This is a genomic window from uncultured Mobiluncus sp. (assembly GCF_947254095.1).
Taxonomy (GTDB): domain Bacteria; phylum Actinomycetota; class Actinomycetes; order Actinomycetales; family Actinomycetaceae; genus Mobiluncus.
Map to the genome: position 1 here is coordinate 1 of NZ_CAMYBV010000022.1, position 13,721 is coordinate 13,721.

General features: G+C 57.1%; 10 protein-coding genes. 9 read left to right on the forward strand and 1 reads right to left on the reverse strand.

The window, feature by feature from the left end:
* The 4 genes from Q0X47_RS07505 to Q0X47_RS07520 form a co-directional block, all read left to right on the forward strand.
* On the forward strand, positions 1 to 419 hold a 419-nt coding region (locus tag Q0X47_RS07505; protein ID WP_297724515.1), incomplete at its 5' end, for a 2-C-methyl-D-erythritol 4-phosphate cytidylyltransferase.
* A 647-nt stretch (positions 420 to 1,066) separates the two neighbouring features.
* Positions 1,067 to 2,641 carry an MFS transporter gene (locus tag Q0X47_RS07510; protein WP_297724518.1) on the forward strand — a complete coding sequence of 525 codons (1,575 nt, stop codon included), beginning with the start codon at positions 1,067 to 1,069 and terminating at the stop codon, positions 2,639 to 2,641.
* Positions 2,638 to 3,360, forward strand: a complete 723-nt coding sequence (locus Q0X47_RS07515) for an ABC transporter (protein WP_297724521.1) — start codon at positions 2,638 to 2,640, stop codon at positions 3,358 to 3,360. The genes Q0X47_RS07510 and Q0X47_RS07515 overlap by 4 nt, the downstream gene beginning before the upstream one ends.
* Before the next feature lie 112 nt (positions 3,361 to 3,472).
* Positions 3,473 to 4,849: an MFS transporter gene (locus tag Q0X47_RS07520; RefSeq protein WP_297724524.1), complete on the forward strand. Its 1,377-nt coding sequence runs from the start codon at positions 3,473 to 3,475 to the stop codon at positions 4,847 to 4,849.
* Positions 4,850 to 4,954: 105 nt separating this feature from the next.
* Here Q0X47_RS07520 and Q0X47_RS07525 read toward each other — a convergent pair whose 3' ends face one another.
* Positions 4,955 to 5,437 carry a helix-turn-helix transcriptional regulator gene (locus Q0X47_RS07525; protein WP_297724527.1) on the reverse strand — a complete coding sequence of 161 codons (483 nt, stop codon included), beginning with the start codon at positions 5,435 to 5,437 and terminating at the stop codon, positions 4,955 to 4,957.
* Positions 5,438 to 5,600: 163 nt separating this feature from the next.
* On the opposite strand from Q0X47_RS07525, the gene Q0X47_RS07530 reads away from it, so the two are divergent.
* From Q0X47_RS07530 to Q0X47_RS07550, 5 genes are all read left to right on the forward strand, one after another.
* Positions 5,601 to 7,274: an ABC transporter substrate-binding protein gene (locus Q0X47_RS07530; RefSeq protein WP_367178293.1), complete on the forward strand. Its 1,674-nt coding sequence runs from the start codon at positions 5,601 to 5,603 to the stop codon at positions 7,272 to 7,274.
* Positions 7,262 to 8,275, forward strand: coding sequence for an ABC transporter permease (locus Q0X47_RS07535; protein ID WP_297724532.1), 1,014 nt, complete (start codon positions 7,262 to 7,264; stop codon positions 8,273 to 8,275). Before Q0X47_RS07530 ends, Q0X47_RS07535 begins: the two co-directional genes overlap by 13 nt.
* Entirely contained in the window at positions 8,265 to 11,009 is a 2,745-nt protein-coding gene (locus Q0X47_RS07540) for an ATP-binding cassette domain-containing protein (protein ID WP_297724535.1), read from the forward strand. Before Q0X47_RS07535 ends, Q0X47_RS07540 begins: the two co-directional genes overlap by 11 nt.
* 72 nt (positions 11,010 to 11,081) lie before the next feature.
* Positions 11,082 to 11,483, forward strand: coding sequence for a hypothetical protein (locus Q0X47_RS07545; RefSeq protein ID WP_297724538.1), 402 nt, complete (start codon positions 11,082 to 11,084; stop codon positions 11,481 to 11,483).
* Positions 11,484 to 11,579: 96 nt separating this feature from the next.
* Positions 11,580 to 13,709, forward strand: a complete 2,130-nt coding sequence (locus Q0X47_RS07550) for a hypothetical protein (protein WP_297724541.1) — start codon at positions 11,580 to 11,582, stop codon at positions 13,707 to 13,709.
* The last annotated feature ends 12 nt before the right edge of the window (positions 13,710 to 13,721 follow it).

Below are 13,721 nucleotides of genomic sequence, written 5' to 3' on the forward strand. Positions count from 1 at the left end.
TGGTTCATGACGCGGCCCGCCCTTTCACTCCCCCCGCAGTGTTTGACCGCGTGGTTTCAGCTCTACAGAACGGTCATCGGGCCGTTGTTCCCGCCCTGCCCGTCACCGACACAATCAAGGTCATAGCTCCGCGGACCCGTTCCGACGAGCCTGTCGAGGTCGTCACCGCCACCCCGAACCGCGCGACTTTGCGTGCAGTCCAAACGCCACAGGGCTTTTACCTGCACGAGTTGGCAGCGCTGCACCAGCGTTTTGCCGAACGCTCGCTCGCGGAGTCCACGTCTTTCTCCGATGATGCAGCGCTCTATGAAGCCGCAAACCTGCCGGTCGTGACCGTAGACGGCGATCGCTCCGCCTACAAAATCACCACACCCGCCGACCTGGCCCTCGCCGAATCCCAGCACTCCCCGCACCACTAACGTCCCCGATTTTTCCTGAGCCGCAACAATAACTCACGATCTCTAGACAATAGATACTATTTGCACACCTTGATGCCCCATTGATGGCACACTATGCAGTTCTGAGGGGTAAACAGGATTGTCAGGGGTACCCGCGATATTTTGGGCGTAAGAGGTCCCCGTGGTGGAGGGGGGACCTCGAAGGAGCATATGGGTACTTGCAATCTCTGCGAGATTGCGTACCCTGGCTCGTTCGCCCGTACACGCGAGCAAGCTCGCGTCCGGGCTCACTCGCTGCGGGTGTTCGTAGTTTTTCTTAGCGGCTTGCCCGCTTAGAAAAACAGAACGGGACCCCATTTCTGCGACTGAGAGGCATCTCCCCGACGCCGCACGGACCGACCTAGCGAGCAACAACCCGATTGAGCAACGAACACCATAGATAACACGAGAGAACTTAACAAATCCCTTACGTAAAACCGGTAGGTTAACAGTGAAGTCATCAAAGGGGAGAGACATGCCAAAACCAGGCGGATTCATCCAAAAGTTAACATGGTGCATGGGGGCGCGATGGCAGCGCGAAGCGCATGAGCCATCGCGGGCCGGGCGCGAAGGCGTTAAAAAACGGTCCGGGGGACCGTTTTAGCCGCAGCTCCTTGAAAGGGAAAACAATGGTAAAAGAAGGCGGATTTCTTCAAAAACTAACCTGGTGCATGTGGGACGCCGGCGGCGCCTCTGTCAACGCGGTCGCGACGACTTTCGTGTTCACGGTTTACTTGACCGGCTCGGCTTTCGGCAACCAAACGGCCTCTTCACAAGCCGTTTCAACCGGCATGACCATCGCGGGAATTATCGTGGCGCTGACCGCCCCCATCACCGGGCAACGCGCGGATCGGCGCGGCAAAGGAACATTTTGGCTGGGGGTCTTTTCGGTAATCATCATCGCTTGTTTGGCGGCGATGTTCTTTGTGGCGCCGCACCCGAACTTCCTGTGGCTGGGCGTGGGCCTGCTGGCGCTGATGACCATGTTCTTCGAGTTCGCCACCGTAAACTACTACGCCATGCTGACCCGGATTTCCAACGCCGACAACATCGGAAAAATCAGCGGTATCGGCTGGGCCAGCGGGTATTTCGGCGGAATCGTCCTGTTGATGTTCCTGAACTTCGGTTTCATCTCGGAAAATAACTTCACCGGCTTGGACACCGCAAACGGCATGGGGGTGCGAGTCGCGATGCTGGTCGCGGCCGCGTGGTCGCTGATTTTCTTTGTGCCGGTGCTGTTTACCGTGCGCGGGCGGGTCGTGCCGGGCAGCGAAAACCTGCCTCACGAGTCCATTTTCACCTCCTACAAAAAACTGTTCCAAACCATCGCCTGGCTGTTTCGCAACGCCCCGAACGTGCTGTACTTCCTGATTGCCTCCGCGATTTTCCGCGACGGACTGTCCGGCGTCTTTACGTTCGGCGGCATCATCGCGGCGGTGACTTTCGGTTTCTCTCCGGGGGAAGTCATTATTTTCGCGGTCGTCGCCAACGTCGCGGCCGGCATCGCCACGACGCTGATGGGTTTCTTTGACGACAAAATCGGCCCCAAGAAAGTCATGATTTTCTCTCTAATCATGCTGGTAGCGTGCTGTTTAGGGGTTTTCGCTCTGCACGCCCAAGGCAAAATCATCATGTGGACAATCGGGCTGTTCATGACCTTGTGGGTCGGCCCGGCCCAGTCCGCGTCCCGTTCTTTCCTGGCGCGGCGCATTCCCGAAGGTCACGAGGGCGAGGTGTTCGGGCTCTACCAGACGACGGGTCGCTCGGTGACGTGGCTGGCTCCCCTGATGTTTACCCTGTTCATCAGCCTCGGCCAGCACTTTACCCCGTTTATTCCGCCCGCTTTGCTGTCTGTGACGACGGGTCCGGGCGGCCCGATGATGGCGATTCACGCGCAGGCTCAATACTGGGGCATCCTCGGGATTGGCCTGGTGCTGCTGGTGGGGTTGCTGATGCTGCTGCCGGTGCGCGAGGATCACATGGTTCTGCGGCGGGCGACCGAGACAGCGCCGAGCGTTTCCGCTCCTGACGCAGTTTCGGGCGACCCCACAAGTCTTGAGGGGGACGTTTCCGTGACGGTTTCGCCCTCCGGGCCCGGCCAGCCGGTCGAACTCCCGGCGGAAACACCGACGGAAGACTCTTCACCTGAAACTCCCCCGCCCAGCGCGCCAGACCCCACACAAACCCTCGGAGGTGCCCAATGAAACGCCAGCTTTTCTCCTTGATTGCCGCGGCCGGCCTGGTGATGTTGAGCCTGACCGGGTGCGCCTCAGATCAAAGTAAAGTCGACGCGAAACCGGCGCCCGGTTCTCCTGACATCGGCGCGACGGCCGCCATTTTCGCCGACCTGAAACTGGCGGGGCACTCGCTCACGCCGTTCAACGAGGACGAATCCACCCAGCTGCGCCAACAGGTTGACCTGGCCGGGGACCAGGTGCGCGACCTGAAAAACCCGGCGGGACTGGAGTTTGAGCCCGCCGGTTCTGGCTGCCAAGCCATGATGCGCAATTCTTTCAACCTTCCCCTGCTGCATTGGCCCTCCCTGGCGGCCCAGGCGCCTGACGGACAGGCGGCAGCCCAGGTGTTCCTGGCGCCTTCTGTCCAGGACGTGCGGTCGATGATTGACGACCTCAACACCATGATCAGGAACTGCGAGGAAGTGACGGTGAGCGCCCCGACCGGCACCGTTAAGATGACCCTCAAAGCGAACGACCCCGTGGTGTCTTGTACGAACGGGTATCGCCAAACCGTGACAAGCAACCAGGTCAGCCAGACTTTGGACGTGTGTTACGTCCCGCATGACAACGCGGTTTTGGCGCTGTCCCTGGTGGATTCCACGGATACTGCTCAGGGCATAGCGCAGGATTTCGAGGATTTCTCGTCGCGTTTCTATGCGCGGCTGGCCCCGCTGTACACCGAGTAGTCCCTCGCCTCAAGCACGTTACCCGGCACCCGCAGCCCGTCTCAACGGCGTTGCCCGATGAGCGCGGTTGCGCGATGTCAACGGGCACGCGACTGAGGAATATACTGGCCATATGTCGTCAGTTCGCAAATCTAAGGCTCCTGGTCCCCGCCAGCCCGACAGTATCGTCGCTTCTCCCGACCCTGCCATGATTGATGCCGCCCGCACCGAACCGGGCGGGATTCCAGTTCCGGTCGAAGATTTGCCCCTGACCGCGCTGCGTCCTGCCGCCCAAGCGGCTTTCACCGGCTACACCAGTCACGACCCGGAATACCGCCGCATCAAGTTTGCCCTGTTCGTAGCTGGTTTCGTGACTTTCGCGCAGATTTATGAGGTGCAGGTGCTGCTGCCGGACATCTCGAAGTTTTTCTCTATCTCCCCGGTCACGGCCTCGCTGGCGCTGTCGCTGACGACCCTAGCGTTGGCCATCTCGATGTTCTTTATCGGGCCGTCCTCGGAACGTCTGGGGCGCCGCCCGATTATTTTGATTTCCCTTTTCGTGGCCTCCCTCCTGGGTATTATCCTGGGCTTTACCCCGAACTGGGGCTTTTTGATGGTCGGACGTTTTGTGCAGGGCATGGCGTTGGCGGGTTTGCCCGCAGTGGCCACGGCTTACCTAGCTGAGGAAATCTGTTCAGCTGAGCTGCCCAAGGCGGCTGGTTCCTACGTGGCCGGTACTGCGATTGGCGGTATGTTGGGTCGCATTCTCTCCGGGTTTTTGTCTCACCTGGTGGGCTGGGACATGACCATCACTATCCAGGGTTGCATCGGCGTGGTCGGGACAGTGCTGGTGTGGCTGCTTTTGCCCAAACAGGAGGGTTTCTCTAAGGCCGAGCCGGGGTTGAAAGCCCTGTTGCAACACACCAAGGACGTCTTAACTGAACCCGGTTTGGTGCTGCTGTTCGTCATTGCCGGCACCGCTCTGGGCGCTTATCAAAGTATCCTCAACATGATGCCCTACCGTTTGACCGGCGCGCCCTACTTTATGGCGACCTGGATTGTTTCCCTGATTTTCCTGGTCAACCTGTTCGGTTCAGTCGCGGCTTCCGCGGCAGGCAGCTTGGCTTCACGTTTTGGCAGGCGCGCCGTCGTCCCGGTCGCCGGCATCATCTATTTGGTGGGAATTTTGATGACTTTGGCAAGGCCGTTGTGGGCGATTTTTGCGGGGCTCATCGTGTTTACCATCGGGTTCTTTGCGGTTCATTCCGTAGCGACCGGCTGGGTCACGGCTCGGGCGGTATCCGGGGTGGGGGCCACCGGCCAGGCTTCGTCAGCCTACTCGATTGTTTACTATGCCGGCGGCTCGATTTTCGGCACCCTAGCTGGTTTTGGTTGGACCGCCCTGGGCTGGCTGGGAGTGGTGGCAATTTCCGGTTCCCTGGCAGTCGTAGTCATCATCCTGGCGTTGATTTTGCGCCACATCAAGCCACTGTCCGCCTCCGGGTACTGAAACCCGAGTTCTACAAATATGCAGTATGTCCGGTTTTTCAGGCATTTATGCTGGTGCTGCTGGTGGCGGTTGTGGTTAGACTAGAGTCGCCTCGTCACCATCAAGTTACACGTGGGTGTGCCCAATAAAATGCAGCATTTGGTGCGCAGCCGCGTCTTTCAAGGTATAGCGCATCAAGCGCCCGTCACGATCCGCGTTAACCCAGCCTTCGTCGCGCAAGACCCGCAGCGCTTGTGAGGCTGCCGTCTGGGTAATACCTGCCGCTTTGGCTAAATCCTGTACGCAAGAACCAGGGTAAATATGCATATAAGACAGCAGCTTCAGCCGGGTTAAGTCGGCTAGCAATTCGAAGCGAGGTGCCCAAGTGGTGGCAATCTTGTCGATGTCTACCGGCTGCATCGGGGGAGTCGCAAGTCGTCCGTGGTGGGTATGGTCTTCGCAGTGGGCTTCGTCGGGTTCGTAATGTTTCCCGCTTTCATGAGGCATCAGCTCAATTTCCGCCGCGCACCGGCACCCCGAACCGGTTCCGTGTGGATGGGCCAAGGCTTCGCGCAGGGCACGAATCTCCGCGGCAGGCAGCTCGCTCATGAATCTTTCCTTCCTAATACCTTTCCAATTGTGACATTATTCACCTGATTTTGGCGCGTTATCTCTGGGTTTCCCTGCCGGCGGGAGAATTGCCCCACTACTAACCGCATGATAATATCTTTGCGAACTAACATATGTCTATCTAGACATTATTAAACGCACTATGCGAACAATACGTTACACACAAGGAGCAGTTATGTCTCAAATCCGCCTCCCTGGCAAATTCAACTTAAAGACCCTTGCTGTCAGCGGCGCTGCCGTGGCGTTAGCTTTGAGCCTCAGCGCTTGTCAAGGAGGTACCTCCACGAAAGGCTCCGCCAGCACCGGCAAATCCGCAGCTGCCGATGAAATCACTTTGGCGGACGCTTATGAATTGGGAGGATACAACCCTACCAACGGCTATGCCGAACTCGGCGTCTCCCCCATATATGAAGGCTTGTTGGGTTTGGACAGCAAAGACCCTCATAAATTGCCAGAGCTGCGTCCGGTTCTGGCGACTGCGATGCCGACTTCTAACGCAGATAAAACCGAATGGACCGTGGAAGTCCGCGACGGAGTGAAATTCTCGGACGGCAGCGATTTCGATGCCCAAGACGTGGTGGCTAATTACAAAGAAGTGATGAATCCCGACACGGCTTCGGAAATTGGAGCCTCTTACGAGATGGTGGAACAGATTAACGCGGACGGAAACAAGGTCACTTTCAAGCTCAAGTACCCCTACCCCGATTTCCCCTCTCGACTGCTGCTGGGAATGGCACCTAGTGAATACATGAAAGGTGGACTGGCGAGTGAATCTCCTCTAAACACCAAACCCGTAGGAACCGGACCATATGTCCTGAAAACACTCGACAGTCAGAAAGCCGTGTGGGTAGCCAACCCCAATTATTGGGGCAAGGCACCGCAGGTTAAGCAGCTGACCACTGTGTATGTCCCCGATGACGCCGCTCGCGTGGCTCGGATTCGCACCAAGGAATTCGACGGTTCGATTGTTCCTCCCGCTTTGGCAAACAGCCTGAAAGACCTCCCCGGTTACCAGGTGGTATATGCGGATTCCGCTGACTGGCGCGGAATTAGTTTCCCCGGCAGCAACGCATTTTGTGCCGACTTACAGGCCCGAATCGCCATGAATGAAGCCGTGAACCGCCAGGAAATAATCAAAAATGTACTGTTCGGGGCAGGCAAACCAGCATACACTCCAGTTTCTGGGGTTTACGAAGCTTACGTCCCGGAAGCACAGTTTAAGTTTGACTTGGATGGCGCCAAAAAGCGTCTGGACGCAGCCGGCTGGAAACCCGGTGCGGACGGGATTCGTGAAAAAGACGGTCAGCGCGCGGCTTTCACCCTAGCTTACAGCTCTAATGACACCGTGCGCCGTGACCTATCGGTGGCTTTCGCCGCCGCCATGAAGCCACTGGGCGTAGACGTGAAACTGGAAGGAACCACTTGGGATGCGCTGGATGGACGCCTGGACAAAGTCGGTATCTTGTTGGGTGGCGGCGACAAGCCGTATTCCATTGACACTCAGGTGTACTCGATTTTGCACACCCGCGAAGCAAACACCTCGCAGTACGATAACCCCGGCAACTACGGCTCGCCAGAAATGGATAAAATCCTGGAACAGGCACGCAAATCCGGGGATGAATCCGAACGAGTTAAGCTATACCAGCAAGCCCAAAAGCAGTATTTGGAAGCCCCGAACCACGTGTTCCTGGCATTCTTGCAACACGCTTATGTCACCCGTGATGCCGGTTGGAAGACCGGGAATCTGACGGTAGAGCCGCACTCCCACGGCGTGAATTGGGGTCCGTGGTGGAACCTGGGGCAATGGGAGAAATAAGCACCGGAATAACTCTGCGCCAGGCGCGTCGCCACGAGCGACGCCGCCAGGTGTGGATTTTGGTGCGCAACCGCCTGTTGGTATTGCCGGTGCTGCTGGTGGCGATTTCAGTAGGTGTTTTCCTGCTCGCCGCCGCATCCCCCTTGAACCCGCTGGTGGCGTACTTGGGGGACCGCTATCAGTTCCTCAGCGCCACCCAGCGGGAATCCATCGCGAAGGCGCTTAATTTGGATCAATCCTGGCACGGAGCCTGGTTGGCTTGGGCCAGCGATTTGATTCATGGCAATTTGGGTTTTTCCCGCACCTATAATCAGCCCGTCGTGCAAGTCTTGGCAGAGCGCTGCGAAGCCACCCTGGTGCTATCGGGGGTGGGTCTGGTCCTGGCTTTCGTGCTGAGTATCGTCTTGGGGATACTGGGGCTGCGGTGGAACTGGCTGGGACGTGTATTCCAAGCTCTCATGCTGTTTATCCAAGCCATCCCCCCCTTCGTGTTGGCTTTGGGAGCAGTGTTATTCCTGGCTTTAGGAACCGGATGGTTTCCCGCCGGGGGCCGCACAGGCCCAGGTGCCACCTCGGCCTGGGAGTGGTCGTATCTGATTTTGCCTGCCAGCGTGTTGGCGTTAACCCAAATGCCGTGGATGCTGTTGACCTTGTGGGAACGTGCCCAAGAGAATCTGCATTCTGACTGGTGGAAAGCCGGGATTCAACGCGGAATTCCGCAAAGCACCTTAATCCGCCGTTCGGTCCTGCCGCTGTCCCTGGCTCCCACCATCACCATGGTGGGAATGCGCCTGCCGGAACTGATTGTCGGCGCGGTTCTGGTCGAGGAAGTGTTTTCTTGGGGTGGGCTGGCAGCCGCGCTGGTAGCTTCGGCAAAAGGATTGGATTTACCGCTGCTAACTTTCCTGACCTTGGCATCAGCCGCACTGGTAATTATCGGCAACTTGGTAGCTGATGTTTTGTATCTCTATTTCGATCCACGGGTGCGATATGAATCTTAAGTTGACCTCCCCTCCTTTACTGAGAAAGGCATTTAGTCCCAGTCGGTTGGCTTTCTATGCCCTGGTGTTGATGCTGCTCTACGCCGCAATCTTGCCGTTTTTTGCTGGCACGGATTTGCACGAGGCGGATTTGTCACAAGCACGGTTGGCGCCCAGTGCCGCACATTGGTTCGGCACTGACTTGGCAGGGCATGATTTGTTGGTGCGCGTGGCTTTAGGTCTGCGGGTCAGCATTTTCGTGGCAGCAGTCTGCGCCGTGGTTTCCACAGTAATTGGGGTACTCATCGGAGCCGTGGCAGCCTCCTGGGGCGGAAAAGTCGACTCGGTGCTGATGCGCTTTACCGACACCATCAACGCCCTGCCTCAGCTACTGTTGGGCATTGCGATTGTGGCGTTTTACCCCGGTTCCCTAGTGGCGATTATCGCGTCTATTGCCTTGGTGCACTGGTCGCCGGTAGCTCGTATTGTGCGTTCCATTGCACTATCCACACGTGAATTGGAATATGTAGAGGCCGCGTATCTGGCGGGCGCGAGCCACTGGCAAGTGGCGCGCAAACACCTGCTGCCTTCGGTGTTTGGCCAGATGAAAGTCAGTGTCGTGCTGCTGTTCCCCCACGCAATTTGGCACGAATCTACACTGTCTTTCCTAGGACTGGGGATTTCCCCCGACCAGCCTTCGCTAGGCACCCTGCTAGAGGTGGCGCGCACGGAAATCCTGATTGGCTGCTGGTGGGAACTGGTGTTTCCGGCAGGCGCCTTGGTTTCGTTGACCCTGCTCATTTTCGGGTGGGCCTCGGGTTTGGGCAAGGCTTCGCGCGGAGCAGCCGGAGAGGCAGATTCTGCAGAATCCGACACATTAGTAGGGGATTTGAGTGTTGCCGCCAGCGGCGTTGCCCGGTGTGTGCATGAGGCTCCGGCCGGGGAACCAGACGAAAATACCGCCCCACCCGCCTTGGAATTTCAGGATTTGAGCGTGACGATTCCCCGCTCTGGCTGGATTTCTGACCAGCGGATTCATGACCCGCTGACAGATACCACCGCCGCAAAGCCAGCATCGACAGCCAATTCCCCCACGGAATGCGACCTGGTTTTGGAAGACCACGTGAACCTGCAGGTCAGACCCGGCGAACTGCACGCGCTGCTGGGACAATCCGGAGCGGGGAAATCGATTCTGGCGAAAACTGCCACCGGGATGCTGCCCGGAAAGATGCAGGTCAGCGGCCAAGTCAGCGTTGGCGGGATAAAACTGTATGGCAAACACTGCCCGTGGCCAGCGATCCGCGGGCGTCTCATCGCGGTGGCGTCCCAATCCAGCGCTACAGCTTTTGCACCGAATCGTACCATTGGCGACCAGCTGAAGGAGGCCGTAAAGCTACTACAGCGCCGTGACTGGGCAGAGTTACTTTCCGGACAGACAGCCGAAGGATCCGCTTCATCGGAGGTCAATGACTTGACTTCTGCCGGGGGTTCCACGCCACTGCGAACGGCGCAAGTCTCGCCTCGGGGCGAGGCAGGCGAGCCCACGACCGTGACCGAATTGTGCGAAATGACGGGCTTTCCCACGGACTCCCTCGCGGCTTATCCGCACGAGTTGTCCGGCGGTATGTTGACCCGGGCAAACTTGGCGCTGGCTTTGGCGGGGAACCCGGCAGTTTTGATTGCAGATGAGGTCACCGCCGGATTGGACGAAACACGCCGGGACCAGATTTGGCAGCTGTTGCGAAAGTTAGCAGACCGGGGTCTGGCAGTGTTGACCATCACCCACGATTTGGCGTTGTTGCTGGATTTGCCGCTGGCAGATCGGGTGACAGTGTTGGGTCACGGTCAGGTGTTGGAGCAAGGCACGGCAACGCAGGTGCTAGATACGCCACTGCATCCTTATACGCGGGAACTATTAGCAGCTTTGCCACGGAATATGGCACGAGACGGGGTCTATGTATCCGGGCAGCACCACACTTCTGACAACGAGAGTCAACTCCGACTGGCGCCTGTGGAAACCGCAATCACCAGCACCAACGTGTCTGTAACCGGAGAATCACCGCAGACATCCGACGTAACCCACGAAACCGTATTGGAAGTGCGCGACCTCACCGTTGGTTATCATGGAGTCTCGGTGGTGAAAGGCTTTAATCTCAGTCTGCACCGCGGCGAAACTGTGGGGTGGTTCGGAGACTCTGGTTGTGGCAAAACCACTACCGCCAGGGCGATTGCCGGACGCCTCACTCCCTTGGCAGGCCAGATTCGCTGGTGTGAATCAGGGGAGACGGCCACACTGCCAGGCAATAGCTCCGCCACCAAACAGCGCCCACGCGCGGCGGTGCAACCCGGAGTCGCGATGCTGTTCCAGTCGCCTCGGCGCTCCGTGAATCCGCGTTGGACGCTGGGGCAAATCATTGAGGAACCGTTAGTTTACGCGGATGTTCCGTCCGATGTGCGGCGCGAGCAAGGCGCTAAAATCTGCGATGAGCTGGGGATTCCCTCTGAGTTCAGGCGGCGCTTCCCGGCGGAAGTCTCCGAGGGACAGCTGCAGCGCGTTGCTTTGGCCAGATGTTTATTGACCAATCCCACGGTGTTGATTTGTGACGAGGCCACTGCCATGCTCGACACTTTCAGTACCGCTAGCCTGGTGCGGGCGATTCAGCGACGCTCGGCGCGGGGACTTGCGGTTATAGCGATTAGCCACGACCGGGAACTTCTGGATTACTGGGCTGATTGCAGCCTTGACCTGGGCTAATCTGCGCCCCGTTGCGACATTCATTCCCTGTTTCGCCACCTCTCGCTGCCCTGCAACATCGCGAAGCCGGTCATGGTTTTCCGGAACCGGATTCCCCCGCCAGGCCGGTTATTTTCCCGCCGGATTATCCAGGTCGATGCCTTTCAGGTTTTCTTTGCGGAACTCATCGTGGCCGAGGAAATCTGTCCGGCTGAGCTACCCAAAGCGGCCGGTTCCTACGTGGCCGGCACCGCGCTAGGCGCTTATCAAAGCATCCTCAACATGATGCCCTACCATTTGACCGGCGCGCCCTACTTTATGGCGACCTGGATTGTTTCCCTAATTTTCCTGGTCAACCTGTTCGGCTCGTTTGCAGCTTCCACAGCGGGCAGCCTGGCTTCACGTTTTGGCAGGTGCGCCGTCGTCCCGGTCGCCGGCATCATCCTGGCGTTGATTTTGCGCCACATCAAGCCACTGTCCGCCTCCGGGTACTAAATTTTGCGAAAACCAGTTAACTGCACCAACCCCGGACTTAAACTGTAACAGTGCGAGCGATGCCCGCGATGCGTACTCCTAGTGAGGAAAACTCTCATGGCAGAACATGGAAAACCGGGACTAAAAGAGCAGTTTAAGTACCACTTCGACAACCTCATGTCCAAAGGTATGTTGGGAAAAATTTTCCTCCTGGGTCTGCTCAGCATTGCGTTTCTTTTCATAGTTTTTGTGCTGACCCGCATCTTTGTGCGCACCCCGATGGATCCGGGCGAACAGCTGTGGGTCACGCTGATGCGAACTTTTGACCCGGGAAACCTCAACGGCGACGAAGAAATCTATTCGAGAGTTTTTGTATTCTTCATGCTGTTGGCCACGTTGTACGGTATCTTTTTCTTGGCCACGTTTATCGGGATTATCAATAATGGCCTGGAAAACTACATGGATGCGCTCAATCAGGGAAAGTCCCATGTCCTAGAGAGCAACCACACCGTCCTCTTAGGTTTCAACGAAATCGCTTTCAACATTTTGGAACAGCTCTTTCAGGCCAACCTTAGCGAATCCAAGAAAACCGTGGTGATTCTTTCCTCGGACCATGACCCGCAAGAGCTGGACAGAGCTATCCGTAACCGGTTTCGCTCAGGGTTGGAAGACGGCACGTCTCAGCGTAAATACCAGAAACACACTCGGGTAATTTGCCGCAAAGGCGAAATTTACGCCGAAAACGACTTGGCGATGTGCTCCCTGGAACACTGCCACTCCGTCATCATTAACGCCAACAACGACTTTTACACCATCAAAGCCATTATGGCTTGCCGGAAGTATCTTGAAAACGTGGCTGCCGGGTCGGAACAAAACCAGCCGCAGCACCCCGAGCCCCATATCACAGCGGTTATTCACCAGAAAAAGAATATTAATGCCGCTTATATCGCCGGCGGAGACTTCCTCGAAGTCATTTGCTACGAAGAATTTATGTCCAGAATCATGGCGAATTCCGCCCGCCAGCCGGGACTGTCCTACGTGTTTAGTATGTTGTTCAACTATCAAGACAGCGAAATTTACTCCGTCGATACCGCTAACCTGCGGCTTAACGGCACCCCCCTGCCTCTTGAGAACGTCTCGCTTTACGAAATCAATCAATACTTTAAGAATGCGTTGGCAATAGGCGGTTTTACGGAACAAAACGCCCCGCGACTGAGTGTGGATGACAAACTCAACCGCCGGCAATTTCCTCACAGTCTGCTGTTTCCCTCCATAGTCAACGAAGCAAATCCGGGAACGCTGCGCGGTTTTAAGAAACTCTATCTGATTGAGGAGGACAACGGAGTTGAGGAACTGACTGAAAAAGTCTGCGATTGGTCTAATGATCCGAAACCCTGGACGGTTCCTGATAAACCGCAGGGCAACATCGTCATTATCGGGGCTAACCACCTGCTCCACTCCGTGCTGGAGGGCTTTAGCGGATTCCTTTGTGACAACGCCTCTATCCTGGTGTTGGACGATGCCTCTAAGATTGCCCAAGCAAACAACTTCTGTCCCAAAGGTCTCGACGTTCGCTATGCGGCTTGCAATATCGATTCCTATGAGGAACTGGCGAAGTGGCTGCCGACCCCTGACCCCGCGTCCCCGGGCTGCGGCCCCAGCTGGGACTGCACTCGCAGCATTTTGATCCTCTCCGACTTCCGTTGGGAACCAGACGACGACTCGCACCCCGACCCGCAAGACTTGTACAACCGGATGAGCCTGGCGGATGAAAAAACGCTTTCGCGCCTCCTTTACGTCCGCCAACTTTGCGCCCAGGCGCCCGAGCCCTACTCCATCACCTGTGAGATGAACCTTGAACAGAATCGGAAACTCGCCGAATACACCGGCAACGAAGACTATGTGGTGGGCACCAGCGTCACCGCCCTGATTATTGCGCAAGTCTCTGAGAGCCGCGATTTGCACCTGGTTTTCCGGGAGTTGCTAAGCCCTGACGGTTCCGAACTCTATATGCGTAAAGCGGGCTCCTACCTGGGGTTCACCGATTCCCCCAAATCATTCAACTTTTTTGAAATGCTGGCCCTCACGGCTCAAAAGAACGAGGTCCTGATAGGTTTTCGCCGCCGCGGCGCGAACGGCCAGTACGAAACGCCCGTTATCCTTCCGCCGCGCTATGATGCCAAAGGTGCGCTGATTCAGTACCTTCTGGAACCTGACGATTTGTTGATTACCATCGCGGAACAGTAAGCCCCTTCGACG